We start from the raw sequence: 25,653 nt of genomic DNA, 5'->3' as shown, positions 1-25,653 counted from the left end.
GCACCACCCAGACCCCCGCATCCCCGATCCCCGCCAAGCACGCGGTCTGAGGTGCTTGTCAAGGTACTCTTTCCAGCCTTGACAAGCACCTCAGACCGTAGTGACAATTAATGGATCGGGGTGGGGGCCAAAAGCCGAAAGGACCGGCGAAGCCGGGGAAGGACCGGCGAAGCCGGGGAAAAGAACCGGCGAAGCCGGAAAAGAAATCGCCCGGAGAAAGGCCCCGAAGCCCAATTGTGCTGACGGTTCGGGGGTGCTTGTCAAGGCGGAAAAGATGCCTTGACAAGCACCCCCGAACCGCAGGGCGGCTTCGTATCGGGGCGCAGGGTGGGGGCTGGGCCTTTCTCCTCTTTAGCCGTGGATGTAGCTGTTTAAAGCCTCACGCCAATCCCTCAGTGGGGTAAGTCCTGCGTCTCGCCAAGACGCGTTGGAGAGCAAAGAGTAGGCGGGGCGGGGTGCTGGGCGGGGAAATTCTTCGGTGGTGCATGGCTTTACTCGTTCGGGGTTTGCTCCGATTTCTTCGAAGATCGCCCTGGCGAATCCGTACCATGAGGTCTCTCCGCTGCCGGTGCAGTGCAGGACCTTTCCTTCGGGGCCTCTGCCCTCGGCGACCGCTCCTGCCAGTTCCCAGAGGCCCTGGGCGAGATCAGCTGACCAGGTCGGTGCGCCTACCTGGTCATCTACCACCGACAGCTGGTCTCGTTCCGATTCCAGCCGACGGATTGTCTCTACGAAGTTGGCTCCGGTCTTCCCATAAACCCAGCTCGTCCGCACTACCCAGGCCGACGCTCCTGACCCGAGTACCGCGTCCTCCCCTGCGGCCTTAGTCCGCCCATAGGCATTCTTAGGCCCCAAAGCATCATCGACCTCGTACGGCCGATCTCCATCCCCAGGAAATACATAATCCGTAGAGATGTGAATCAACGGCACTCGCCGTGAAGTGCAAGCCGCTGCCAGTACCCGTGGTCCGTCGACGTTCACCGCGAACGCTCTAGCCTCATCCGACTCCGCTGCGTCAACTGCCGTGTAAGCCGCGGCGTTGATCACGACCGGCACCGCACCTGCCGCCGAAGCGCGCTCTGCCAGTTCTCCCACGGCGGCGATCACCTTGCCGGTTGCCGTGATGTCCAGCTCCGCCGACGAAGGCGCCAGCACCTCCGTTTCCGGGCCCGCGGAATTCACCAGGTCCCGGCCTAGCTGGCCAGAACCGCCGGGCACGAGCACTGCCAGCCGCACCGGCGTACCTCCTACTGCGAAAAGGGTTTCAGGACGTGCCGAGCGCGGCGCGGGCCTTCAGCGGCTCCCACCACGCGCGGTTGTCGGCATACCAGCGCACCGTCTCCGCCAAACCGTCCTCGAACGACACCCGCGGAGCGTAACCGAGTTCGCCGCTGATCTTCGCGATGTCGACCGAGTACCGCCGGTCGTGGCCCTTGCGGTCGGCCACCGGTTCGACCATTTCCCAGCCGACGCCGACCGCGGCGAGCAGGCGTTCGGTCAGGTCCCGGTTGGTCAGTTCGGTGCCGCCGCCGATGTTGTAGATCTCGCCGGGACGGCCGCCGTCGGCGACCAGCTGGATTCCGTGGCAGTGGTCGTCCACGTGCAGCCAGTCCCGGACGTTCAGGCCGTCGCCGTACAGCGGGACCTTCTTGCCGTCCAGCAGGTTCGTCGCGAACAGCGGGATGACCTTTTCCGGGAACTGGTACGGGCCGTAGTTGTTCGAGCACCGCGTGACGCACACCGGCAAACCGTGCGTCCGGAAGTACGAGCGGGCGATCAGATCCGACGAGGCCTTCGAGGCGGAGTACGGCGAATTCGGCTCCAGCACGTGGTCTTCCGACCACGAACCGTCCTGGATGGACCCGTACACCTCGTCCGTCGAGACGTGCACGAACTTCCCGACCTGCGCCTCCAGCGCCGCCTGCAACAAGGTCTGCGTGCCGAGCACGTTGGTGAGCACGAAGTCCGCCGAGCCGAGGATCGAGCGGTCCACATGGGACTCCGCGGCGAAGTGCACGACTAGGTCGACGCCGCTCATCAGCTCGGCGACCTGCGCGGTGTCGCAGATGTCGCCGCGCACGAAGCGCAGCCGCGGGCTGTCGGCGACCGGGGCGAGGTTCGCCTCGCTGCCCGCGTAGGTGAGCTTGTCGAGCACCACGACCTCGGCGTCGGACAGTGTCGGATACGCCCCCGACAGCACCTGCCGCACGTAATGCGAACCGATGAACCCAGCACCGCCCGTGACCAGGACCCGCATCCTCATCCACCCCTTCCGCCCGACCGGGCACTCTCGCCACCAGCCTACGGGTGGCTCACCTGAGACTCGGTAGAGTTCGGCAAAGCGCGAAAAGCGCTGGGCATCCTGGGGAGGAACAGTGGCCGAATGGCCGGGGACGCCGCTGCCGGCGCACCGCGGTCGCGGCGTGCTCGTCGTGCTGCGGCGAAGCGGGAAGATCCTGCTGTCCGTCGTGTCCGTGGTCGTGCTGGCGGTGACCTGGTACGGCTGGCAGTTCATCGGCGACCCGCGGTCCGGCTTCTCCACCACGGCGATCTTCGGCGAACAGCAGCCGCACGCGAAACCGCTCGACGGCGCGATCGACATCCTCCTGGTCGGCCAGGACAGCCGCACCGACGCGCAGGGCAATCCGCTGCCCCGCGAGGTGCTCGACATGCTGCACGCGGGCGAGTCCGACGGCGAAAAGCAGACCGACACGATGATCCTCGTGCACATCCCGCAGAACGGGGAGCACGCGATCGCCATCTCCTTCCCGCGCGACTCCTACGTCGAGATCACCGGCGGCTTCGGCAAGCACAAGCTGAACAGCGCCTACGTCTACGCCTACAACGACACCGCCAAGACGCTGCAGGCCAAGGGCAACGCCGACCTCAAGGACGTCGACGAGAAAGCCAAGCTCGCCGGACGCAAGAACCTCGTCGCGACGCTCGAGAAGTTCATCGGCAAACCGGGCATGATCGACCGCTACGCCGAGGTGAACCTGGCCAGCTTCTACGAGGTCACGAAGGCCATCGGCGGCGTGCAGGTGTGCCTCAAGAACCCGGTGAAGGAAAAGAAGTCGGGCGTCGACCTGCCCGCGGGCAAGCAGACCATCGAGGGCGTCCAGGCGCTCGCGTTCGTCCGCCAGCGCTACGGCCTGCAGAACGGCGACCTCGACCGGATCGCGCGCCAGCAGGCGTTCCTGTCCGGGCTCGCGAGCAAGGTGCTCTCGTCCGAGGTGCTCGCGAACCCGGTGCGGATCGCGCAGCTCATCGAGGCGGTGAAGAAGTCCGTGGTGCTGTCCGCCGGCTGGGACCTGTCCGAGTTCGCCGCCCAGATGCGCGGGCTGACCGGCGGAAACGTCGAATTCCACACCATCCCCACCGAGGGCAACGCGGTCATGGGCGGCGCTGACGTGCTGCGCGTCGACCCGGTGAAGGTCCGCGCCGAGATCGACCGGCTGACCTCCGACGGCAGCACCCCGATCCCCAGCAACGCGCCGTTGCCCGGGGCCGCGCAGACCACCGTCGAGCTGTTCGACGGCTCCGGCTCGGGCGCCGCCGATCAGGTGCAGACTCTGTTGCAGGGCAAGGGTTTCCAGCTCGGCACCAGCACGAAGCTGTCCACCCGTGCGACGACGGTGCTGCGCTACCACCCGTCGGACGAGGCCGCCGCCGACCTGGTCCGCCAAGCTCTCGGCAGCAACGCTCAGGCCGAGCCGGACGCCGACGTCGCCGCCGGGCACGTCCGGGTGATCCTCGGCAAGGACGCGCGCGACACCGCCGGCGCGCCGGCCACGACGTCCTCGGCTCCTCCTGCGGCACCGCCCGCGTCCTCGCCGTCCGGAGCCCCTCCGTCCAGCCCGTCGACCTCACCCGCGCCGCTCATCACGGCGGGCGATGTTCCCTGCGTCAACTAGAGTCGAGCACCCAGCGTGCCGGTGCGCCGCAGGCCGTACGCTGGTGAACGGGGAGGTAGCCGGGGTGAGCGAAAACCAGGACAAACCGGACCGGACGGCGGATTCCGCCGACAGTCCGGCGGTTTCCGACGCCTCGGACCGCGGATCCGCCGGAACGCCGGAGCCGAAGCACGCGGCCGTCGAGCCTGCTGCCGAGGAATCCGCGTCCGCTGAGCCCGCTGCCGAAGAGTCTGAGCCCCCCGCCGAAGAGGCAGCCGAGGACACCGCCGCGGACGAAACCGAGCCGGTCGCCGAGGGCGCCGCTGCCGCTTCCGAGTGGAAACCCTCGCCGCATCCGCGCGTCGAACTCCCCCAGCCGTCGAACCCGGCCCCGCCGCCGGAACCGCAGCGCCGCTCGGGCCGGGCCACCCGGATCACCCGCCGCGTCGCGATCGGCCTGGTCTCCCTGCTCGCGCTGAGCGGCACGGGCTACGCGTACGTCACCAAGGACAAACTGCAGGACAACGTCGCGACCGCCGACGTCCTCACCCCGCGCGCGGGCGAGCCCCCGGCCCCGCCCGCCGACGACGGCAGCACGGACATCCTGCTCGTCGGCAGCGACGCGCGCACCGACCAGCAGGGCAACCCGCTGCCGCCGAGCATGCTGAAGTCGTTGCGCACCGAGGACAAGGCCGGCATCAATACCGACACAGTCATCCTGCTGCGGATCCCGAAGAACGGCGGCAAGGCGTCCGCGGTGTCGATCCCGCGCGACAGCTGGGTCGACGTGCCCGGCCGCGGCAAGGCGAAGATCAACTCCGCGTACGGCGTCGCCAAGGCGCACGCCGAACAGGAGGAACGCGCGCAGGGCGAGCGCGACCAGGCGAAGATCGCCCGCGATTCGGACGCTGCCGGGCGGCGCGCGCTGGTCCAGACCGTGCAGGACCTCACCCAAGCGCGCATCGACCACTACGCCGAGATCAACCTGCTCGGGTTTTACCTGATCACCGAGGCCGTCGGCGGCGTGCCGGTGTGCCTCAACCACGCGACCTCGGACAAGGACTCCGGCGCGAACTTCCGCCGCGGCGTGCAGACGGTGAGCGGCGGCGAGGCGCTGTCCTTCGTGCGCCAGCGCAAGAACCTGCCGAACGGCGACCTCGACCGGATCAAGCGGCAGCAGGCGTTCCTGTCCTCGGCGCTGCGCAAGGTGCTGTCCGCGGGCACGCTCGCCAATCCGGGCACGCTGAACAGCCTGATGGACGCGGTGCACCGGTCGTTCGTCCTCGACGACAGCCTCGACGTGCTCGAGTTCGCCCAGCAGGTCAAGGGCATCGCGTCCGGCGACCTGACCTTCGCGACGATCCCGGTCATCACCACGAACGGCCGCAGCGAGGACGGGCAGAGCATCGTCGAGGTCGATCCGGCGGCGGTGCGGAAGTTCGTCGCGGGACTGGCCGGACGCACCAGCACCGGCGGCACCGGGGGCGGTGGTGCGGCGGCCGGTGCGGTTTCGCAGAGCCTCGACTCCGGAATCCCGGGCGTGCCCTGCGTCGACTGACGCCGCGACTAGCCTGAAGACATGAGCGAGCTTGCGAGCGAATCATCCAACACTGCGCCTTCGGCTCATGCCGCGCCGAGCGCTAGCGAGGCGGGCGCATGAGCCTCACCGAGCAGCTGCTGCGGCCGCTTCTGTCCTCGCCGGCGAAACCGCTGATCACGCACTACGACGACCGGGTCGGCAGCCGGGTCGAGCTGTCCGTGGCGACGATGCAGAACTGGGCCGCGAAAACGGCGAACTGGCTGGTCGACGAGTTCGACGTGGAGCAGGGCGACGCCGTCGCGGTGCGGCTGCCCGCGCACTGGCAGACCGCGGGCGTGCTGCTCGGCGCGTGGTGGTGCGGAGCCCGCGTGGTCGCGGAACCCGACGGCGCGCGGGTCGTGTTCACCACCCCGGACGAGGAGATCGACGCCCCGGCCGTCGCGATCGTGTCGCTCGACCCGATGGGCCGCGGCCTGTCGACCCCGCCGTCCGGCGGAGCGCTCGACTACCTCAGCGAGGCCCGGATGTCCGGCGACCAGTTCTTCCCGGCGCAGCCGACGCCCGGCGACACCCCCGCGCTCGGTTCCTCCACAGTGGACGAAGTGTGGGCGGAAGCCACTGCGCGCGCGGCAAAACTCGGCCTGACCGCGGCAGACCGAGTGTTGTCCACGATGGACTGGACGGTGCCGGACGGCGTACTCGACGGCCTGCTCGTTCCGCTCGCCGCCAGCGCGCACCTGGTCCAGGTGACGAACGCCGACCCGGCGAAACTGTCCGCCCGCCGCGAGGCCGAACGCACCACCGCCGACCTGCCCTCGTGAGCGCTGGCGCCGGTTCTAACCGGCACCAGCACTCACGACGCGCTCAGGCGCTCTGCAGCTCGTGCGCCCCTTCGCGGCGACGCCGGAACAGCACGTGGTCCAGGGACAGCCGTCCGCCGTTGAAGCCCAGCGCCAGCGCGGTGAGGCCGAGCACCAGCACCAGTTCGTAGCCGCCTTCGCCGGTGAGACCGTGCGCCGCGTGCACCGAGATCAGCGCGCCGGCCATGTTGATCGCGTAGCCGATGGCGACCACCGGCAGCAGGAAGCCGACGACGAACGCGATCGAGCCGAGCAGTTCGAGCACGATCACGAGGAACGCGGAGACGCTCGGCAGCGGGATGCCGATCTGGCTGAACATGTCGGCGGTCGCCCCGACGCCGCTGTCCCATTTCTGCAGGCCGTGGGCGAAGAACACCACCGCAATGCCGATCCGGCCGAGCAGCAGCGCGACGTCCTTGACTCGAGTCAACATGGAGACAGCTCCCGATAGGTGAAAATTCAACTGACCAGGCCCACGGTAGGGCACTGAACACCGCCGCGGGGGTGTCAGCCAGTGATCGACAGGAAACCGACAGGCACCGAAAACTCGCTGTACACCGCGCCCGGCCCGGCGCTACCGTGCCGATAACCGCGGGTGTGTGCTGCTCGCGGCCGTGTTGTTCGCTGTTGTTCGCCACCTGCGAGGAGTCCCGATGCGCCGACAGTCCGATCGACCCCAGTTCGGCCTGTCTCCCGCAGCTGAGGACTTCCGCACGCATGAAAACACTGACCATCGGCATCCTGGCGCACATCGACGCAGGTAAAACCAGCCTCACCGAACGTCTGCTCTTCGAGACCGGCGTGATCGACCACGCCGGTCGCGTCGACGACGGCGACACCCAGACCGATTCGCTCGACCTCGAACGCAGGCGCGGCATCACCATCAAGTCCGCCGTCGTGGCGGTCAGCACGCCTGGCCACCGGCTCAGCCTCGTGGACACCCCCGGCCACCCCGATTTCATCGCGGAGGTCGAACGCGCCGTCGGCGTGCTCGACGGCGCGGTGCTCGTGGTGTCCGCGGTGGAAGGAGTGCAAGCCCAGACCCGCGTGCTGATGCGCACGCTCGTCCGGCTCGGCATTCCGGTGCTGGTATTCGTGAACAAGATCGACCGCACCGGCGCACAGGAAGCGTCGCTGCTGGAATCCTTGCGTACCAAGCTTTCTCCGCATTGTGTCGCAATGAGCACGGTAAAAGAGCTCGGCACCGCTAACGCACACCCAGTGCCGCTGCCCCTCGACGAACGGCTCGCCGACGCTCTCGCCGGAGACGACGTCTTCCTTGAGTCCTATGTAGCCGGTACAGCGTCTCCTGTGGATTACCGAAAAGCATTGGTGCGCCAGGTATCCACCGCCTCGGTGTATCCAGTCTTCTTCGGCTCCGCAGCCACCGGCGCTGGCGTCGCCGACTTCATCGCCGGGGTTTACGAATTGCTGCCATCTCGCGAACGCCGCGGCGACGGACCGCTCGACGCCACCGTCTTCAAAATCGAACGCGGCCGCTCGGGCGAGAAAATCGCTTACGTGCGAATGTTTTCCGGCACGCTGGCAGCACGTCGACCGGTACCCTTCCGCCGCGTAGGCGCGGAAGGCGTCGGCCGCCCGTCCGCAGTACGAGTATTCGAGCACGGCGCGACCCCCGTGTCCGGCGAGGCGCTGGCCGGAGATGTCGCACGCGTCTGGGGCTTGCCGGAGATCCGGATCGGCGACCGATTAGGCGACAGCGCCGACCTGTCTCAGGACCGGTTCTTCGCCCCGCCGAGCCTGGAAACGCTGGTGTACCCGGTCGATCCAGAGCAGACCAGTGCGCTGTACACCGCGCTGACCCGACTGTCCGAACAGGACCCGCTGATCAGCATCCGCCGACAGGAACACGAAATCACCGTCCGCCTGTACGGCGAGGTGCAGAAGGAAGTCATCCGGACGACCCTTGCCGAAGAGTTCGGCATCGGCGCCGAATTCGAGGAATCGCGACCGCTGCTGGTCGAACGTCTACATGGGACTGGGCATCGCGTGCGCCGTCCGGCCCCGGACGAGCGAGTGTTCTTCTGGGCCACCGTCGGACTCCGCGTCGAACCCGGCCCGCCTGGCTCCGGCACCGACTACCGGCTGGAAGTCGAACTAGGCTCGCTGCCGCTTTCCTTCCACACGGCCATTGAGGACACTGTCCACGAGGTCCTGCACGAGGGTTTGCACGGCCGGGAAGTGATCGACTGCGTAGTCACCCTCACCGATACAGCGTTCTACCCACCAGCCAGCACCGCCAGCGATTTCCGTGGCATGACACGGTTAGTACTGCAGGAGGCCCTTCGCCAAGCCGGAACCCGCGTGTACGAACCAGTCCACGCGTTCGAACTGGAGGCTCCGGCTTCCGCGATCAGCGCCGTACTGCGCAAGCTAATCGAGCTACGCGCAGTCCCCGGCGAACCAGTGATCACCGACGATCGGTGCACTGTGGACGGTCATCTCCCCGCCGTCTCAGCGCACGAACTGGAACAAGCACTGCCCGCGCTCACCCAAGGCGAGGGCACGTTGGTCACCAGTTTCGCCGAGTACCGGCTCAAGCCGGGTGGCGGCGGGCCAGGTCGAGTTCCGTCCAGCCGCCGTGGGCGGACAACAGCGTGAGAACGCGCTCCGCGAGGGCCGAAAACCGGCGCAGGTCCTCGTGGAGCGCCTTCGCGCGGGTGGAGTCGAGCGGGGCGTGGTCGTCCCACCAGAGACAGATGACCGCGCTCGCGCACAGCACCAGCGGCTGAACGATGTCCGCGAACTCCGCTGACGGCTCGGCCGTTTCCCGGCACGTGCTCTCGATTTCGTCGCACGCGTCGAGCAGTTCGCGCAACGGACCCACCGCGCCGGACGGGGTGCCGTCCCACGACGCGGTGGGCCACGCGCGGTCGCTCAGCTCGAGCCAGAGCCGCCATCCGGCGACCAGCTCGGCCTCGTCGTGCGGCGTCCAGGTGTCGGGGAGCAGCCAGAACATGTCACCGACTGTGACACCGGGGCCGGAGTCCGCACAACCAAGTCGGCGAAAGTGTTCGCGTTTATACCCCGGGGCGGGGGTATCTCAGCTGATCACCGGGGGCACGAACACGCAGTTGGGCTTTTTCGCGTGCTGCGGGTCGAGCGCGTTGAGCACCTCGCGCTGCGCGATCGGGTCGTAGGTGATGCCGAGGTGGTCGGTGTAGTCGAGCCCGCAGACGTCCTGGAGGACGAGGTTCTTCACGTTGGGCGCGGGCTTGAGGAACGCGTTGGTGTACGGGGTGACAACGTCGTCATACCTGGTCTGGATGACGGTGTAGTCGACGCCCGGAACCGTGTCGCCGCCCGCGTTGAGGTCCTTGAGGAACGCCGACCCGGTCGACTGCTCATTGCAAGCCGCACAAGCCACGCCGACGAGATCGCGCGCGGGCGGGATCGCCTGGATCGCGGTGAGCAGGCCGAACAGGCTGGTGCCGTAGTTGGACGGAGACAGCCCGATCAGCTTGCCGATCTTGCTCGCGCCGCCGAGGTACTTGATCCAGTAGCGCGGGTTCATCCCGCCCTGCGAATGCCCGACGACGTCGAGCTTCGAGGCCCCCGTGGCCTGCAGGATCTTGTCCCCGAAGGTCGCGAGCTGGCCCGCCGTCCCCGCCACCGGACCGACCGTCTGCAGGAACGCCCCCGGCGACCCGCCGAAGTTCCCCGCGAACACGCAGTACCCCTCGTCGGCGAGCCGCTGGGAGAGGTTCGCCCAGTTCTCGTACGCGTTGGCCGTGGTGCCGTTGGACAGCAGCACCGGGTTCGGATGCTCCGCGGAAGGTTTGCAGTTCCAGTCGTTGGCCCCCGGCGGCGCGATCGTCGGCTGCCCGGCCGAGTAGATCGCCGCGGCGATGATGTTCGGCTGCACCGGACCGGTCGGTTCTTTCCCGGTCGCTGCCACCGCGGTGCCCCCGCCGAGCGCGACCACCGCCGCTGCCAGGAGGACCATGCCCCGTCCGAACGCGCGTACGCCCATTCCTTTTCACCTCTCTGTGAACCCGACGCCTTGGTTAACGCGGAACACGAGAAAGGGAAACGCGGTTACTAGTTTTTATCGCAAACTGACGAGTGCCCGGTTCACCGCATCGATCAAGGAAGCCCGATTTCCCGGGTAGACGCTAATCTGCGCCTCGCCAGCGTTGGTGGTCTGGAAGCTCAACACCCGCCCGCGCCCACTGAGATCAAGCACCGAGAGCGGCGAGCTGTACCTCCGCTCGCCCCGCCCATCACGGACCGCGGCATGCAACTGATGCACCGCGTCGCGCGGCGCCCGCATCAGATACCGCAACTCGTCCGCCTCGCCACCCTCCTCAGCCAACGGGTCCGCCCCGCCGTTGTCGTAGTACTCCCGGCTGACCCGCATCGCCCGCACGGAGGCCGGCGGACATTCCGGCATCGCCATGACCAAACAAGCCGCCAGCTCGTCCGGCGACACCGGATCCAGCTGAACGAACTCCGCGTCGGTAATCAACCGAACGGCGTCGGGTTTGGTCGCCGCGACGAGAATCGCCCCGTTGTCCTCTTGATGGGTGCCGAAGTCAGTCCACCCGTACACCTCATGCCGCGCCGTCGCGAGCAGCTTGAGCGTGCCTCGCAACGCATCCGCCGTCCCGCCAAGGTCTTCGAGAAGCCCGCGCGTCCGCTTCGCCCGCTCGGCCGCGCCTTCCTCGGTGAGATACATCGGGGTGTCCTCAACCACCACCGGCGCTTTCCCGAGGTTTTCCTCGTGCCACAGCGCCAAAAACACCGACCGCGGCATCCGCAGCGGTCTGTCGATGATCGTCATCGAGCCCCTCAACCACCAATCGTCGGAGGCGTAGGAGGCAGCCCGGTCCGGGGGTCGAGGGTCCGCTCGCCGTTCTCGTCAACGAGCGAGAAGGCCGAGTCGTCGTCGATTCCGTACTTGCGTTGGTGTTCCTTGTCTTCCTCGCCTTTGCCTTTTCCTGCGCCGGCCATGCCACCCATTCCGGGTGCGCCCTTGGCTCCAGCCGCGCCCTTGCCCGCCGCTCCGGCCCCTCCGCGGACCGCACCTTCTTCACCCGCGCCGACCCCGGCTCCGGCTCCTACGCCTGTGCCTGTGCCCGCACCCGCACCGCCGCCAAGCCGAGCCGCGATCCCGCCACTGCGCCCCGCGGTTTCGCCTGCTCCACCGAACGGCCCAAACCCGCCCGGCGTCCAGGTACTACCGCCGCTGTTGCCTGTGCCGGTGCTGTTGCCGGTGCCGTTGCCCCAGGAAGTCGGCGTCGACGGAGTCCAGTTCGACCCACCACCCCGATCAACCGACGGCGGAGTCCACCCAGCCGTCGAAGTCCCATCACCATCCCCCGGCCGATACCCCGGCGGCACCGTGACACCTCCCGGCGGGTACGACACCCCACCGGGTCCGCCAGTAACCCCAGACCCACTACCCCCAGGCCCGCTGGTTCCCGGCCCACCGGTTCCCGGCCCACCGGTTCCCGGCCCGCTGGTCCCTGGCCCGCTGGTTCCCGGCCCACCAACGGTCCACGGCCCGCCACTGACCCCCGGCCCACTCCCAGGCCCACCAGAATCCTGCCCACCTTTTCGATAGACCTTCTCGTGCGACCCGGTCTTGCCCTTGCCGCGATCTTCCCCGGAGTCGATCTTGAGGTTCTGCCCGTCGAACCCGGAAACCTGACCGTAATTGCTATTCAGCCCCTGACCATTGGTCTTAGCCTGGTCAGCGTACTTCTGATATCGCTCGACATTGTGATTGGCAGCAGCGTTGTACTCGTTGATCTGCTTCTCGGTATCAGTGTCCCAAGGAGTCCCCTGGTCCCAAAGATTCTTGTGCGGAGGCGTGGGAGGCATCGCCTGCAACGCGATCTTCATGTCGTTATAGCCGTGCGTGGTGTCGACCAACTTCTGCCCATTGACCACGTACGCCTGCGCAGAAGTAGAAGAAGCATCCGACAACGGCCTCAACCGAGCCCGAGCCGCATCCGCACCGTCGCCGGTCCAGACAGATTCCAGCATGGTAGTGATCTGCTGCGCGTCATCGCTGTTCTGGTTGTGCTCCTGGATCATCTTCTGAACCATGGAACTACCGCTGTCCCACGACGAAGTTCCGGGCCCCTGCTGAACCTGCTGCACAATCGCAGGTGCCGGAAGGGCTTGATCGCCGAGGTTCCCGTGGTAGAAGTCGGAAAACCAGTTTCCCGCATCCTTGAGCCGATCGTTGACCCAGTCATCCGCGTCACTGATCCGGTCGCCAATCCAGTGGGCTCCCTCGCCGATGAAGTCGAAAAACCCCATCGGTCACTCACCCGCCTTCTTCTTCAGATTGGTGACCACCATGCCCGCAACGACCGCCGCCGCATCACAGGGGTCCTGCTTGCCAAGCCTCGATTGCCCCAGGCCAACCGATACGTCGACCGTGTACTTATCCGTAATGCCGACACTCACCTGACAACTATCCGTTGGCCCCTGGGCACTGGAAGTGCTGTGCGCAACAGCGGGAAGACCTTGAACAGCGGGAAGTGGACGCCAGACTTTTGCCAAGCCTTTAGTATTGGCGTAGACGGCGCTCAGGCCGTCAGCTTTCATCGTGTACAGGACTAGGACTAAAGCACCGGTGTCCTCGTTGATCCACTTACACTCGGGGCCAAGCGCCGGAATGTCGGCATGCACTCCCTGCGGTTGCATCTTGAAAATCTCATTGATTTGCGCATTGGTGAGCGCACCATCGCACGGATGTCCGGAAAGCACGGATTCCGGAAGCGGCTTTTCGACCTTGGGCGCACCTGCGTACGGCAGCGTCTTCCCTGTCGCCGGTGCCGAAGTCGAAGAACCAGACGATTCCGAGGGTGGGCTCGGCGTCGAACCACCGGAACATCCCGCCGCGAGCACGGTCGCCGCCATCGCACCAACGACGAGCGAGTAGAACCGCAGCTTCATCCGATAAGCCCCTTACCTTGGTCGCTGTTACCTACAGCCTTCACATCCGACGCAGCTTGGCCGTCCGACTCGCGCACGATGCCCAGCGCTTTTTCCAGGCGACCGATCAATTCCACCATGTACTGATGCATGCGCTCATTCGCGCCTTTGCCAGCCATAAAGGTGTTGACCGCTTGCTGATTGAACCCGACGCTCCCCGGATCCTGCGCCGGAGGCTCAAGCCGCGTCAGTGCCTCTGCGTCAAGGTTCATCGCCTGAAGGTTGTTCCGAAGTCGCTTTGCCCTCTCGAGCAACGAGCGCGCCTCATCAGGACTCAGCGTGAATCCCGCCCCCGCCTTTGTGGCAGACGCGACCGCGACAGCATCCGTCACCCCGTTCGCCACGTTCATCGCTGCGCCCACCACAGTGATCGGCAGTCCGGTCAGCCAACCTGTCGCCTCGATCGCGTTCCCGGGTTCGGACTCGGCCACACACGCCCCCTCACTCTCGACCTGGGCAAACCCGCTCAGGCCCCTCCTCCCGCCCACTGTAGACAACCGCACACAGCGGGTTGGCCAAAACCGCCCAACTCACCCCATCGCGCCAACGCTTACCGGCATCGACCTCGGACCAACTTCGCCGGTCGATCAGGCCACCCAGCCAGGCGATTCGACCCAATAACGAGCGTCTCGGGCTGTCGGCACTGCGGGAAATCCAGCGGGCACTCGCCCACCTAGTGTTTCAGGCTGGCGACGACCGTGCCCGCCACTTGCGCCGCTGCATCACCCGGATCCCCTGCGCGCCAACCTTACCAGCCTAAGATTAAATGAAAGGCTGACTGTATAGGAGTCACTAATAAGGAAGCCTGTTCAGAGGCGACAGAGAACGCCGCCCCGCAAATCTCTGCTTCATTTTTGCATAGACCGCACTAACCTCCTGATGCCTCGGTGGCGCAAATTACACTTGCGCGAGAACTCGCACAACCGTCCGTCCAATGACAGTGCGCGCCAGCTTCCAGTCGACGGCGTGGGGCTTGTCGCGCCAGCACCCCAGCTTGGCGTGGAACAGCCCGAACCCCCCGCCACGAACGCTGCGGTCAAGCTCGCGAACCGCACCTTCATACGACAGTCTCTCCCCCTGCGGACACGGCCTCCCCGACGCAACAGTAGCTAAGTCACGGCAGGTTCGGACACGAAAAGAGCCCCACCACCCGATCCGGGCAGTGGGGCTCTTCAACGGAGTGCCGAGAACTCAGCCCTTCAGCAGGGCCCGCGCCATCACGACCTTTTGGATTTGGTTCGTGCCTTCATAAATCTGCGTGATCTTCGCGTCCCGCATCATCCGCTCCACCGGGAAGTCACGCGTGTAACCTGCGCCGCCGAACAGCTGCACTGCGTCCGTCGTCACTGACATTGCCACGTCGGATGCGTACGCCTTGGCTGCCGATGCCGTGAAGCCAGCGCGTTTGTCGCCTCGTTCGGAGGAGGCTGCGGAGGCGTACACGAGGTGGCGGGCGGCTTCGATTTTCGTTCCCATGTCGGCCAGCATGAACTGGATTCCTTGGAAATCTGCGATTGCCTTGCCGAACTGCTTGCGTTCCTTGACGTACGCGACGGCGGCGTCCAGGGCTCCTTGGGCGATTCCCAGGGCTTGTGCGCCGATCGTCGGGCGGGTGTGGTCTAGGGTGCGCAGGGCGGTTTTCAGGCCGGTGCCCGGTTCTCCGATGATGCGGTCCGCGGGGATGGTGCAGTTTTCGAAGTAGATTTCGCGGGTCGGCGAGCCCTTGATGCCCAGCTTCTTTTCCTTCGGGCCTACCGAGAATCCCGGGTCGTCCTTGTGCACGACGAATGCGGAAATGCCGTTGGCCTTCTTTTCCGCGTTCGGGTCGGTTACGGCCATCACCGTGTACCAGGACGATTCGCCGGCGTTGGTGATCCAGCACTTGGTTCCGTTGAGGACCCAGTGATCGCCGTCCAGGCGGGCGCGGGTGCGCATGGACGCGGTGTCCGAACCGGCCTCTCGTTCGGACAGGGCGTACGACGCTGAGGCTTCACCCGAGGCGATCGACGGCAGGACCAGCTTCTTCAGATCCTCCGAAGCGGACAGGATGATCGGCTGCGTGCCCAGTTTGTTGACCGCCGGGATCAGGGACGCGGACGCATCGACGCGCGCGACTTCCTCGATCACGATGCACGCGCCGATGGCGTCGGCGCCCTGGCCGTCGTATTCCTCGCCGATGTGGACGGCGTTGAAACCCGCCTTGATCAGCGCTTCGTTGGCCTCGACCGGGTAGCGCTCCTGCTCGTCGACCTCCGCCGCGTAGGGCGCGATCTCCTTTTCGGCTAGAGCCCGGACCGCGGCCCGCAGTTCCTCGTGCTCTTCGGCCAGCTGATACAGGCCCTCGGCCACCTTCAGTCACCTCTTCTGCAGCGAAACGGGAGAAAGTCCCTCGATGTTAGCCCGCGTTCACTCCGAACGCGGCAGCTCGCTTCTTGTGTCCTCGGCCTCACCGTTCGTATGGTCAAGCGATGGCTGCCACTGCGTCGACCCCGCCGCCCGGATTGCCCGCTTCCCTTGACTACCCCGAGGTGCCGATCGGTTCGGTACTCGCCGGCGCCGCGACGCGCTACGGCGATCGGGTCGCGTTCGCCATGGACGGCGACCAGCTCACGTTCGCCCAGACCTGGCAGGCCGCCTGCCAGTTCGCGCAAGCACTGCTCGCCCGCGGCATCGGGCGGGGCGACGTGGTCGCCGTGCACCTGCCGAACTGTCTCGCGTATCCGATCGCCTACCACGGCATCCTGCTGGCGGGGGCGACGTTCAGTCCGACGAACCCGCTGCTCCCGCCCGACGACCTCGCCTTCCAGCTCACTGACTGCGGGGCCGCCGCGGTCGTGACGTTCGGGCCGGTCTCGGGCACGCTCGCGGCGGTCGCCGACCGGATTCCGGCACGGCTCACGATCGTCGTCGCGCCGACCGGCGAGCTCGGCGAGGGGAGCGTGGAGTTCCGCGAGTTCTTCGCTGACCAGCCCGCAACCAGGCCTGACGTGCCGATCGACGTGGACCACGACCTCGCTCATCTCGCCTACACGGGTGGCACGACCGGGCGGTCCAAGGGCGTTGAGCTCACGCATCGCAACGTCGTCACGAATACGCTGCAGCACACTTGCTGGTCGACCGGGTCGGTACCGGCGCTCGACGCGAACGGCGACGTGACGATCGACCAGATCGGCAGCCCGGACGAATGGCCGACCCGGCTTGGCACCGGCACCGGCATCAACCTGACGCCGTGGTTCCACGCGATGGGCGTGATCGCGGGGCTCAACGGGCCGTTGATGGGCGGCGGTACGACGGTGCTGCACGCCCGGTTCGACCCGGCCGCGTACGTCGCGGACGCGGAAAGGCTGCAGGTCACGACGATCGGTGGCGCGCCCGCGCTGTTCGCGGCCCTGCTGGCCACGCCTGCGTTCCACACTGCTGACCTGTCGTCGGTGCGCAACATCGGCTCCGGTGCGGCGCCGATGAGCCACGAGATGATCCGCGCGCTGCATCAGCGGTTCCCTGACGTCGTGATCGCGGAGGGCTACGGGCTGACCGAGGTGACGATGGGTGCGGTGATCTCGCCGAGTTACCGGTCCGGCGTGCGCAAGGTGGGGTCGGTCGGCAGGCCGATCTTCGACACCGAGGTCAAGCTCGTCGCGGACGGCAGCGAGGAGCCGTTGCCACCTGGGCAGGAGGGCGAGGTGTGCTTGCGCGGGCCGCAGGTGATGCGCGGGTACCGGAACCGTCCGGAAGAGACCGCTGCCGCGCTGGTCGACGGATGGCTGCACACCGGCGACATCGGGGTCCTCGACGAGGACGGCTACCTGTCCATTGTGGACCGCAAGAAGGACATGCTGCTGTACAAGGGATACAACGTCTTTCCGCGCGAGCTAGAGGAACTGCTGAGCGCGTCGCCGGGCGTGCTGTCCGCGGCGGTGGTCGGACGGCCGAGTCCGGAGGTCGGCGAACTGCCGGTGGCGTTCGTGGTGCGGAAGCCGGACTCCTCAGTGGACGCCGAGCAGCTGATGGCGGCGGTGAACGAGAAGGTGCTGCCGTACAAACGCCTGCGGGAACTGCACTTCGTGGCGGAGATCCCGGTGTCGGCGGCGGGCAAGGTGCTGAAGCGCGAACTGCGCAAGCAGCTGCCAGACCCGGCCTGAGTCTGCGGGAGTGCGCGGATGCCGGTTCTGGACCGGCATCCGCGTGCCCGGACTTACTTGCCCGCTTTTTCGCGGAGCTTGGCGTCCTTGTCCAAGACGAGCTGCTCCAGGTCCTCCTGGAACTGCGTCAGCTTCGCCTGCAACTGCAGGTCAGCGGCGGCGAGGATCCGGACCGCGAGGAGACCGGCGTTGCGCGCCCCGCCGACGGACACCGTCGCGACAGGGATGCCGGCGGGCATCTGCACGATCGACAGCAGCGAGTCCATGCCGTCCAGGTACTTCAGCGGAACCGGTACGCCGATCACCGGCAGCACGGTCGCCGACGCGACCATGCCCGGCAGGTGCGCGGCACCGCCCGCACCCGCGATGATCACGCGGATGCCCCGGTCGGCCGCGGACTTCGCGTAGTCCAGCATCCGCTGCGGGGTGCGGTGCGCCGAGTAGACGCCGACCTCGTACTCGACGCCGAACTCGTCCAGCGCTTGTCCCGCGGCCTCCATCACCGGCCAGTCGGAGTCGCTGCCCATGATCACGCCCACCTGCGGCGCCATTGTGTTCCCCTTCAGTGGATCTCGTAGCCGTCGAGCCAGACGGCGTGGGACAGCCAGTGCGCGGACAGCAGCGCGCGATCGCGCAGGTCGTCCATGCGGTCGCCGATGAAGTTGACGTGCCCGAGCTTGCGGCCGGGCCGGTCCTGCTTGCCGTAGAGGTGGATTTTCACCTCGGGGAAGCGCGCGAACAGGTGGTGCACGCGCTCGTCCGGGCTCATCTGCGGCGAGACGTCCGCGCCGAGCACGTTCGCCATCACGCACGCCGGCGCGATCAGGTCGGTGCGGCCGAGCGGGTAGTCCAGGACGCCGCGCAGATGCTGCTCGAACTGCGACGTGCGAGAACCGTCCATGGTCCAGTGGCCGGAGTTGTGCGGACGCATCGCCAGCTCGTTGACCAGCAGGCCGGTCTCAGTCTCGAACAGCTCGACCGCGAGCAGCCCGGTGACGTCGAGCGTCGACGCGATGCGCAGGGCCAGCTCCTGCGCCTCGTGCACGCGCGACTCGGACAGCCCCGGCGCCGGGGCGAGGACCTCGGTGTTGATGCCGTTCGTCTGCACGGTCTCGACGACCGGGTACGCCGCGCCCTGGCCGAACGGGGAACGCGCGACCAGCGCGGACAGCTCGCGCTTCATCGCGACCTTTTCCTCGACCAGGAGCTCGGTGCCGGCCTCGAGGAGTTCGGGAACGGTCTCGCGGGCCTGCTGTGCGGTGTCGAGCATCCAGACGCCCCGGCCGTCGTACCCGCCGCGCGACGCCTTCAGCACCACCGGCCAGCTGTGCTCGCCGCCGAACGCGATCACATCGTCCACAGTGGACACTTCGGCGAAGGCGGGGCCCGGCACGCCCAGGCCGGCCATCATTTCGCGCATCACGAGCTTGTTCTGCGCGAACCCGAGCGCGGTGGGCGCGGGGCGGACGACGAAGCCCTCAGTGGCGAGGGTGAGCAGGTGCTCGCCGGGCACGTGCTCGTGGTCGAAGGTGACCACGTCGACCTGGCGGGCGAAGTCGACGAGCGCGTCGAGGTCGGTGTGGTGGCCGATGACGACGTCGCTCGCCACGAGGGCCGCCGCGTCGCCCTCGTCGGCCGCCAGCACCTTCAGCGACTGGCCGAGGGAAATCGCCGCCTGCTGCGTCATGCGGGCGAGCTGCCCGCCGCCCACCATGCCGACGATGGGAAGACCGGTTCGTTTGTCCATAACGCAGCCCAGGTTACTGGGCGAGAAGTGGCGGACCACGGGCGACCTGCGGCGGAGGGGGCTGCGGGTGGGGTGCGGGTGGGGTGCGGTTGGGGCTCGGGCGGCGGGGGTGCGGGTTCGCGGCGGAAACTGGCTGCGGCGGGCGGGCCGAGGCGGCGGCCAGTTGGGCCGGGACGGCGGGAGGGTTGCGGGAACCGGCTGCGGCGGGCAGGCCAAGGCGGCGGCGGGCGGCTAGGCCGGGGCGGCGGAGGTTATGGGCTGGCGGCGGGAACTGGCTGCGGCTGGCTGGCCAAGACGGCAGCAGGTGGAGTGCGGTTCGGCCGGGACGGCGAGGGGTGCGGGTGCGCGACGGGAAGGTGAAGGCGGCGGCAGGCGGTGCAGTTAGGCCGGGACCGCGGGGCGCGGGCCGGTGGCGGGAACCGGCTGCGGCAAGAAGGCCAAGGCGGCAGAGGGCGGGGTGCGGTTGGCCGGGAGGGGTTGCGGTTTGACTCCGGAAAGCGGCTGCGGCGGAAGGATGAAGGCGACCACACGCGGCTTCGGTTGGGCCGAGACGGTGAGGGTTCGCGGACAGGCGGCGGGAACTGGCTGTGGCAGGCAGGCCAGGGCGGCTGCAGGCGGGGTGCGGTTAGGCCGAGACGGCATGCGGTGCGGGCTGGTGCAGAAACCGGCTGGCGGAGGGAAGGCAGAGACGGCAGCAAGCGGGGTGCGGGCGGGCCGAGACGGCGAGCGGCGCGGTTTGACGCCGGAAACCGGCTGGGGCGGGAAAGGCAAGGCGACCGCAGGCGGGGTGCGGTCGGGCCGGGACAGCGAGGGTTGGCTGACTGGAACCAGTAACCGACTGCGTCGGAAACCGGTGTTGGCAAGGTACCGGCTGCGGCGAAAACCGGCCTTGGCGAGGCACCGGCCGCGGCGGGAACCGGCGTATCGGCTGCGGCGAAGTACCGCCCGTGGCGAGAACCGGCTCCAGCGCGCACCGGCTATGGCGGCGACCCGGCAGCGGGCAGCAGTTCTGGCGCGCACCGGTCATGGCGGCAACCCGGCAGCGGGCACCAGCTCCGGCGCACCCCGGAGAACCCGTCTGACCAAGCACCAGCCGAAGCGAACTGACGGAAGCAACCACCAAGCATCCAGACCGCAAGCAGGCAACACCCGCGCGTCAAAGCCCACCCCGGAGCGGCTCGCTGCAGCAGGATGGCTGGATGGACTCTGTCACCCTCCCGCGGCCGGTTCTTTACGCTCTTCGCCAAGCGAGTCTCCCCGGAGTGGCCACCGGGATGCTCACCAGTGCGTCCCGGCCGTTGGCCTTTCCCGCCGGGTTCGGCGACGTCCTCGTCTGGCTCTGGACTACCGACTCCAATTCGGCAGTGATCTACCTCGCCGAGTTGATGAAGCAGCTCCGCGAACGGCACCCGCTCGCTAAGACCGTCTCCCCGCCGTTCCGGTTTGACGAGTTGCTCACCGCCGCGCGCGAATGTCTTCCGGACGACTTCGCGCACGCCGAGTTGCTCATTCAGTACACCCGCACCGCGCTGGGCGACTTCTACGGTGGCTCGGAGAACTGACTAGGGCTCACTATTCGGTTGATCTGTCCGCTTAACGCGGGAGCAGAACGAGGGCCGTGCCCGTCCGCGAGCCAGGGCTCCGGACGGCCACGTAACGACCGCGATTCAGACAGTAACCGTCGCCACCGACAAAAACGGTCGGCAAGACCCTGAACAGGGCAAAAGGGCTAAGAAGAACCAATACGGTTGCGAGCTCGCCGCTGCAGGCCCCACCGCACGGCCAGGGCGATGGCCAGCACGACCGGCGTGAGGATGTAAGCGTCGCCGAGGATGTTCTGCCACACCTTCCAATGCAGCTCGACATTTCGGCCGTTTGGCAAGATCAGCAGCACGCAGCTGACGAAGACGAACGCCACTAGGAACGTGCCCAGCCACCGTTTCCAGGCGGTCGCCGGGGTGGTTTTCGGCAGTCTGGACACCAGGAGCACGACGAGCGGTGCGACCCAGACCCAGTGGTGCGACCAGGAAATCGGCGAGATCAGCAGGATCCAGAACGCGGTAACGAGCAGCGCAGCAAGCGCTTGGCCGCGCCGGTGGAAGCGGAACATCAGCCACAGGGCCGGAATGGCGAGCACCAGGCCGATCGCGGTCGCTGCGGTCGAGGCCCACGGGGCCAGGTCCGTGGCGCGGTTCATCAGGGCGTTCAGCGACTGGTTGCCCGCCCAGTGCACCGGGCCGATCCGGCCGGTGTCGGGGAGCGTTTTGGTCCAGTATTTCCACGAATCGTGCGGGTTGATCAGGAACAGCAGCGCCTGCATGCCGACGAAGGTCGCCAACCCGCGCAGGGCGTCTTTCCAGCGGCCGGTGACCAGCAGGTGGCCGAGGAACACGATGGGGGTCAGCTTGATCGCCGCCGCGAGGCCGACCAGCACTCCGCCCCAGCGGCTGCCTCGGGCACCGATGACGAGCATGTCCAGCAGGACCATCGCCATCAGGATCAGGTTGATCTGACCGAGGAAGATCGTCCGCCACACCGGTTCGAAACCGAGGAAGACCAAGAAGAACACAATGGTCGACCGGGCGGGCGAGGCCCACCAGCGGGGACCGTCGGCGGCCGGGCGGGGCAGTGCGCCGATCGCGATCCGGATCGACAGGGCTAGCGCGGCCAGCGACGCCACTGTGAGGAAACCCCAGGCCACCTGCACTGGCACGACCGCGAGCGGCGCGAACAGCAGCGCCGCGGTCGGCGGGTAGGTGAACGGGAGCAGCGCCCAGCCCGGTTCGGTGGGCAGCGTGTTCGCGTCGTAGAGGTTGTCGCCGCGCAGCAGCTGCAGCGCGCCTGCCCGGTAGACCGCGCTGTCCACGCCGAGGTTCCAGTCGTGCGTCCATCCCCAGAACCCGACCGCGATCGCCAGCAGCGGGAACACCGCGAGGATGAGCATCGACCGGGGGCGCACGGACAGCCGTGCCAGAGATCGGCGCAGAGCCAGCCGGGGTTGTCCGGATCGATTCACCGGAGCTTCGCCGTCAGCAGCGGAGGGTACGGTCCTGGTCACCACACCAGGAAAGCACGAGTGCGGGAATGCTGGTCGGGAAGGGGGACCGGGGCTCAGCTGTGCGCCAATTCCGTCAGCAGCTCGCACGCCCGGTCGTGCGTCCCCGGCAACCGGACAGCGGACACGAGCGGACGGGCGACGTCGCGCAGTTGCGGGTCCACCGAAAGGCGTTCGTTGAGCGCCCTTCGCAGCGCGACCCCGCGCGTGGCCAGGCGTTCGTTGCGTTCGGCCAGCACCGCGACCGCGGACGGGCCGATCGTCGCGTAGCACTCGCCAGTGTCGAAAACGGCTTTGACCGCGTCCGCAGCAAGGATCATGGCGGTCAACCGCGGCCAGCCGGACACTGACGTCAAGTCCAGCGACACGGTGAGCAGCACATTCGCCTCGTTGACCCCGCCTCGGTAGATCTCGCCGAGCCGGGTCCGCAGGTACGCCGCGGACGGCAGGCCGGTGAGCGGGTCGGTGACCTCGGTGTGCACGAGCTGGTCGGTCGCGACGTCTGCCCAGGCCAGCGCCGTGACACGGAGCAGCCGGGCGGGGGTGGCGTCGACATCCGGCGCGACGAATCCGTCGACGGCGTCCGGATCGGCGAGCACCGCGTGCAAAGCGGCCAGGTCGGACAGCGTTTCCGACAGCCCCGCTCCCGCCGCTGCCCGCGCCCTGCCGAGTCCGGCCAGCGCGTTCTCCGCGCCCGTCGAACCGTGCCGGACGACGGCCGCGCACACCGCGTCCACTTCGGGCAGTGCCCAATCGCTCGGGAAACGCCAGCCGGCGGCGAGGCTGGCTGTTCGCCAGCGAGCTCGCAATGCCCGCAAATGGCGGTCCCGCTCGAACCGCGCACGCGTCTCGTCCCCCGACGAGTCGCCTGCGGAGCCGAACCGCGCCCCGGTCGCCGGTACGTCCACCGAACCCCCAGCTCCTTCCGGTACCTGTCGATCTTGTTCCCCAATCACGGAGGGGACGCGGCGGTACTCCCCTCGTGACGCGTTTTCCCCGATCTTTTTCGCGTAATCACCAGACGAGGAGGTGAACTTGCTGCGCCTACTGAGGCATCTGCCGGACCACGGCGTGACGAGTGTCGCCGCATCCGTCACACTTGGTGTGCGTTGTAAGGAGCAAGGCGCGTGGAGTCCGCCGCGCGTGGAGCATCGAAGGAGCCCCGTGTCCACCGTTCCCGCCGATCTCTCCGGTAAGAGTGACGCCGAGCTGATCGCAGAGGTGCGCGCGGGAAAGATCGCGTCCTACGGTCCGCTCTACGAGCGGCACAGCGGTGCCGCGCACAACCTCGCCCGCCAGCTCGCACGGTCCAGCTCGGAGGCCGACGACCTCGTGTCGGAGGCGTTCTCGAAGGTATTGGACACGCTGCGTGGCGGGAAGGGCCCGGACAGCGCCTTCCGTGCGTACTTGCTTACTGCGCTGCGTCACACCGCGTACGACAAGACGCGCCGTGACCGGCGGATCGACCTCAACGAGGACATGAGCGACGTCGGCGGTGCCGCCGGCGAGGCGCTCACCGTGCAGTTCTCCGACACCGCCGTCGCGGGCCTCGAGCGCACGATGGCCGCGAAGGCCTTCGCGCGGCTCCCGGAACGCTGGCAGGCAGTCCTGTGGCACACCGAAATCGAGCAGCAGAGCCCGGCTGAAGTCGCGCCGCTGCTCGGGCTGACCGCGAACGGCGTGTCCGCGCTCGCGTACCGCGCCCGGGAAGGGCTTCGCCAGGCGTATCTGCAGGTCCACCTACAGGAAACCGGTGCGGACCGCTGCCGCGCGACCGCCGAGCGGCTCGGTGCTTGGACGCGCGACGGACTTTCGAAGCGCGAGCGCTCGCAGGTCGAGAACCACCTGGACGAATGCGAGCAGTGCCGGGTGCTGGCGGCCGAACTGGCCGACGTCAACGGCAGCCTGCGCGCGATCATCGCCCCGATTGTCCTGGGCGGCGCCGCTCTCGGCTACCTGGCGACGATCGGCGCGGCCAAGGCGAGCGCGGCTACCGCCGGTGCCGCCGCTGTCGGCGCCGGAGCCGCCGCGGCGGGCGGGGCCAAGGCGGGTGCGGCGGCAGCCGCGTCCGCGCCGCGGCAGTTCGCCGGGGTCGCCATGTCCGGAGCCGCGATGGTGGCCGCCGTCGCGGTCGCGCTGGCCGCGGGCGGCGGGACGCAGACCATTCCGACTGCTCAGCAGGCCCCCGCGCCGCCGGCCGCCGCGCCGGCACCCGCGCCGAAGCCCGCTCCCGCACCTCCGCCGGCCGCGCCGCCCGCTCCCCCGGCCCCGCCGCCTGCCCAGCCCGCGCCTCCGGCGGTACCGCCGCCCGCGGCGCCGCCGGCCGCCCCGCCGGCGCAGCCGCCTGCCCAGAACCCGCCTTCCGCGCCGCCGCAGCTGTCCGCGTCCATGCCGCCGAGCGGAGTCGAACTCCAGCCGGGCGGCGGACCGGTCGCGCTGCCGATCACCGTGCGCAACAACGGCGGTTCCGTGTCCGAACCGGTCCAGGCGACGCTCAACCTGCCGCCTGGTGTCCGGGCCGTTCAGGCGAACGGCGGCGGCGCGGCCGGTGCGTATTCCAGCGAAGCGGCCGCTCAGTCGGGGCCGATGCAGGTCGCGTGCCCGGGTGGAGAGGGCACGGTCACCTGCAAGACCGGCAGCGGATTGCAGCCTGGGCAATCGGCGGTGCTGATGTTCCGGTTGCAGGCGGACGACAGCGCGAAGGGCGGCGAGGTGACCGGTTCGGTCACTGCGGGTGCTTCGGTCAACGTCAACGTCACCGTGCAGGTGAAGGTCAAGGCCCCGAAGGACGCTCTGTCGCTGTCGGCCAAGGCAATCGGAGGGATGTGGCGGCTGCAGCCACTCATCGACGCTGAGGTGCAGAACACCGGGGAGAGCACGAAACCCGTGACCATCACCTTTGACCACCGCGTCGAGGGGCAGGTCAGCTTCAAGCAGTTCAAGTGCACGTCCGGCGCTTCGAGCACGAGCTGCACCAGTGCCAAACCGCTGGCTCCCGGCGAGCAGGCGTCGCTGTGGGTGCTCGTGAACCGCAAGCCGTTCGACGGCCCGCTCACCGTCACGGTCAACGCCTCGCTCGGCAGCGCCTCGGCGAAACCGGTCGCGGTGGAGCTCGGCTGCTGGTGGAACATGTGCCACGACCCGACGCTCGGGCCGATGTCGTCCACGTCGGTGCCGACGCTGCCGACGCCGTCGATCCCGACCTCGAAGAGCCACCCGCCGAATTCGTCCAAGCACCCGAGGCCGAGCACCACCCTGCCGACTTCGACATCGCCTGACGACGAGACCCCGGATCCGACGTCGAGCAGCCCGGCCGCCACCACGAGCGCGCCGCCGAACCCCGGTTCGGACAGCAAGCCGGGCAAACCCGATAACCACGGCAAACGTCCGCCGTCGGTCGAGCCCCGGGGGTTCTTCGGCTGGGTCACGGAGTAGCGTCCACGA

General features: G+C 67.9%; 21 protein-coding genes. 7 read left to right on the top strand and 14 right to left on the bottom strand.

Annotated features, from left to right (window positions below; all coding sequences use genetic code 11):
- Positions 1-351: 351 nt before the first annotated feature.
- Both rfbD and rfbB read right to left on the bottom strand, forming a co-directional pair.
- Complete coding sequence (gene rfbD, locus WA670_RS39650; protein WP_336161207.1) at positions 352-1,236, bottom strand: dTDP-4-dehydrorhamnose reductase; 885 nt, start codon at positions 1,234-1,236, stop codon at positions 352-354.
- 28 nt (positions 1,237-1,264) lie between these two features.
- Positions 1,265-2,257 carry a dTDP-glucose 4,6-dehydratase gene (gene rfbB, locus WA670_RS39645; RefSeq protein ID WP_238608663.1) on the bottom strand — a complete coding sequence of 331 codons (993 nt, stop codon included), beginning with the start codon at positions 2,255-2,257 and terminating at the stop codon, positions 1,265-1,267.
- A 118-nt stretch (positions 2,258-2,375) separates the two neighbouring features.
- On the opposite strand from rfbB, the gene WA670_RS39640 reads away from it, so the two are divergent.
- The 3 genes from WA670_RS39640 (at position 2,376) to WA670_RS39630 (ending at position 6,254) form a co-directional block, all read left to right on the top strand.
- On the top strand, positions 2,376-3,914 hold the full coding sequence (locus tag WA670_RS39640; RefSeq protein ID WP_336161205.1) for an LCP family protein: 1,539 nt from the start codon (positions 2,376-2,378) through the stop codon (positions 3,912-3,914).
- A gap of 412 nt (positions 3,915-4,326) precedes the next feature.
- Positions 4,327-5,451, top strand: a complete 1,125-nt coding sequence (locus WA670_RS39635) for an LCP family protein (protein ID WP_442893163.1) — start codon at positions 4,327-4,329, stop codon at positions 5,449-5,451.
- Between the two features lie 98 nt (positions 5,452-5,549).
- Positions 5,550-6,254: a TIGR03089 family protein gene (locus tag WA670_RS39630; protein ID WP_037815986.1), complete on the top strand. Its 705-nt coding sequence runs from the start codon at positions 5,550-5,552 to the stop codon at positions 6,252-6,254.
- 43 nt (positions 6,255-6,297) lie between these two features.
- Here the strand turns inward: WA670_RS39630 and WA670_RS39625 are convergent, their stop codons facing one another.
- On the bottom strand, positions 6,298-6,726 hold the full coding sequence (locus WA670_RS39625) for a DoxX family protein (RefSeq protein WP_037815987.1): 429 nt from the start codon (positions 6,724-6,726) through the stop codon (positions 6,298-6,300).
- Between the two features lie 284 nt (positions 6,727-7,010).
- Here WA670_RS39625 and WA670_RS39620 point away from each other — a divergent pair, with 284 nt between their 5' ends.
- Positions 7,011-8,915, top strand: a complete 1,905-nt coding sequence (locus tag WA670_RS39620) for a translation factor GTPase family protein (RefSeq protein WP_336161200.1) — start codon at positions 7,011-7,013, stop codon at positions 8,913-8,915.
- On the opposite strand, the gene WA670_RS39615 is transcribed toward WA670_RS39620, so the two are convergent.
- The 7 genes from WA670_RS39615 to WA670_RS39585 form a co-directional block, all read right to left on the bottom strand.
- Entirely contained in the window at positions 8,851-9,273 is a 423-nt protein-coding gene (locus WA670_RS39615) for a hypothetical protein (protein WP_037815990.1), read from the bottom strand. The two genes, WA670_RS39620 and WA670_RS39615, sit on opposite strands and share 65 nt — an antisense overlap.
- 84 nt (positions 9,274-9,357) lie before the next feature.
- Positions 9,358-10,287 (bottom strand): esterase/lipase family protein, encoded by a 930-nt coding sequence (locus WA670_RS39610; protein ID WP_037815991.1) that lies wholly within the window; start codon positions 10,285-10,287, stop codon positions 9,358-9,360.
- A 75-nt stretch (positions 10,288-10,362) separates the two neighbouring features.
- A complete protein-coding gene (locus WA670_RS39605) occupies positions 10,363-11,097 on the bottom strand; it encodes an ESX secretion-associated protein EspG (RefSeq protein ID WP_043831912.1) in 735 nt (244 codons plus the stop codon).
- 8 nt (positions 11,098-11,105) lie between these two features.
- On the bottom strand, positions 11,106-12,584 hold the full coding sequence (locus WA670_RS39600) for a hypothetical protein (protein ID WP_336161196.1): 1,479 nt from the start codon (positions 12,582-12,584) through the stop codon (positions 11,106-11,108).
- Positions 12,585-12,587: 3 nt separating this feature from the next.
- A complete protein-coding gene (locus tag WA670_RS39595) occupies positions 12,588-13,226 on the bottom strand; it encodes a DUF3558 domain-containing protein (RefSeq protein ID WP_336161194.1) in 639 nt (212 codons plus the stop codon).
- Positions 13,223-13,696: a hypothetical protein gene (locus WA670_RS39590; RefSeq protein ID WP_336161192.1), complete on the bottom strand. Its 474-nt coding sequence runs from the start codon at positions 13,694-13,696 to the stop codon at positions 13,223-13,225. The genes WA670_RS39595 and WA670_RS39590 overlap by 4 nt, the downstream gene beginning before the upstream one ends.
- 760 nt (positions 13,697-14,456) lie before the next feature.
- Positions 14,457-15,614 (bottom strand): acyl-CoA dehydrogenase family protein, encoded by a 1,158-nt coding sequence (locus tag WA670_RS39585; RefSeq protein ID WP_106961293.1) that lies wholly within the window; start codon positions 15,612-15,614, stop codon positions 14,457-14,459.
- Positions 15,615-15,733: 119 nt separating this feature from the next.
- On the opposite strand from WA670_RS39585, the gene WA670_RS39580 reads away from it, so the two are divergent.
- A complete protein-coding gene (locus tag WA670_RS39580; RefSeq protein WP_336161190.1) occupies positions 15,734-17,407 on the top strand; it encodes a class I adenylate-forming enzyme family protein in 1,674 nt (557 codons plus the stop codon).
- Positions 17,408-17,460: 53 nt separating this feature from the next.
- Here the strand turns inward: WA670_RS39580 and purE are convergent, their stop codons facing one another.
- Both purE and WA670_RS39570 read right to left on the bottom strand, forming a co-directional pair.
- Positions 17,461-17,958, bottom strand: coding sequence for a 5-(carboxyamino)imidazole ribonucleotide mutase (purE, locus tag WA670_RS39575; protein ID WP_134668765.1), 498 nt, complete (start codon positions 17,956-17,958; stop codon positions 17,461-17,463).
- Positions 17,959-17,969: 11 nt separating this feature from the next.
- Positions 17,970-19,154, bottom strand: coding sequence for a 5-(carboxyamino)imidazole ribonucleotide synthase (locus WA670_RS39570; RefSeq protein ID WP_336161188.1), 1,185 nt, complete (start codon positions 19,152-19,154; stop codon positions 17,970-17,972).
- A 1,199-nt stretch (positions 19,155-20,353) separates the two neighbouring features.
- Between WA670_RS39570 and WA670_RS39565 the strand changes: the two genes are divergently transcribed.
- The gene (locus WA670_RS39565; protein ID WP_336161186.1) at positions 20,354-20,716 is read left to right on the top strand and encodes a hypothetical protein; all 363 of its coding nucleotides are present in this window, start codon (positions 20,354-20,356) and stop codon (positions 20,714-20,716) included.
- A gap of 167 nt (positions 20,717-20,883) precedes the next feature.
- On the opposite strand, the gene WA670_RS39560 is transcribed toward WA670_RS39565, so the two are convergent.
- Together WA670_RS39560 and WA670_RS39555 are read right to left on the bottom strand one after the other, a co-directional pair.
- Entirely contained in the window at positions 20,884-22,212 is a 1,329-nt protein-coding gene (locus WA670_RS39560; RefSeq protein ID WP_037816406.1) for a glycosyltransferase 87 family protein, read from the bottom strand.
- Positions 22,213-22,265: 53 nt separating this feature from the next.
- The gene (locus WA670_RS39555) at positions 22,266-23,117 is read right to left on the bottom strand and encodes a hypothetical protein (protein ID WP_037816002.1); all 852 of its coding nucleotides are present in this window, start codon (positions 23,115-23,117) and stop codon (positions 22,266-22,268) included.
- 256 nt (positions 23,118-23,373) lie between these two features.
- Between WA670_RS39555 and WA670_RS39550 the strand changes: the two genes are divergently transcribed.
- Positions 23,374-25,644 (top strand): sigma-70 family RNA polymerase sigma factor, encoded by a 2,271-nt coding sequence (locus tag WA670_RS39550; RefSeq protein ID WP_336161183.1) that lies wholly within the window; start codon positions 23,374-23,376, stop codon positions 25,642-25,644.
- Positions 25,645-25,653: the final 9 nt, after the last annotated feature.

The organism is Amycolatopsis sp. VC5-11 (assembly GCF_037034185.1).
Classification (GTDB): domain Bacteria; phylum Actinomycetota; class Actinomycetes; order Mycobacteriales; family Pseudonocardiaceae; genus Amycolatopsis; species Amycolatopsis nivea.
This window is presented reverse-complemented; position numbering and strand designations above follow the sequence as displayed.

Bases quoted from the DNA above. Each gene is read 5' to 3' on its own strand.
- rfbB (WP_238608663.1), bottom strand. From the start codon at position 2,257: ATGCGGGTCCTGGTCACGGGCGGTGCTGGGTTCATCGGTTCGCATTAC.
- WA670_RS39630 (WP_037815986.1), top strand. From the start codon at position 5,550: ATGAGCCTCACCGAGCAGCTGCTGCGGCCGCTTCTGTCCTCGCCGGCG.
- WA670_RS39625 (WP_037815987.1), bottom strand. From the start codon at position 6,726: ATGTTGACTCGAGTCAAGGACGTCGCGCTGCTGCTCGGCCGGATCGGC.
- WA670_RS39620 (WP_336161200.1), top strand. From the start codon at position 7,011: ATGAAAACACTGACCATCGGCATCCTGGCGCACATCGACGCAGGTAAA.
- WA670_RS39615 (WP_037815990.1), bottom strand. From the start codon at position 9,273: ATGTTCTGGCTGCTCCCCGACACCTGGACGCCGCACGACGAGGCCGAG.
- WA670_RS39610 (WP_037815991.1), bottom strand. From the start codon at position 10,287: ATGGGCGTACGCGCGTTCGGACGGGGCATGGTCCTCCTGGCAGCGGCG.
- WA670_RS39605 (WP_043831912.1), bottom strand. From the start codon at position 11,097: ATGACGATCATCGACAGACCGCTGCGGATGCCGCGGTCGGTGTTTTTG.
- WA670_RS39600 (WP_336161196.1), bottom strand. From the start codon at position 12,584: ATGGGGTTTTTCGACTTCATCGGCGAGGGAGCCCACTGGATTGGCGAC.
- WA670_RS39595 (WP_336161194.1), bottom strand. From the start codon at position 13,226: ATGAAGCTGCGGTTCTACTCGCTCGTCGTTGGTGCGATGGCGGCGACC.
- WA670_RS39580 (WP_336161190.1), top strand. From the start codon at position 15,734: ATGGCTGCCACTGCGTCGACCCCGCCGCCCGGATTGCCCGCTTCCCTT.
- purE (WP_134668765.1), bottom strand. From the start codon at position 17,958: ATGGCGCCGCAGGTGGGCGTGATCATGGGCAGCGACTCCGACTGGCCG.
- WA670_RS39570 (WP_336161188.1), bottom strand. From the start codon at position 19,154: ATGGACAAACGAACCGGTCTTCCCATCGTCGGCATGGTGGGCGGCGGG.
- WA670_RS39565 (WP_336161186.1), top strand. From the start codon at position 20,354: ATGGACTCTGTCACCCTCCCGCGGCCGGTTCTTTACGCTCTTCGCCAA.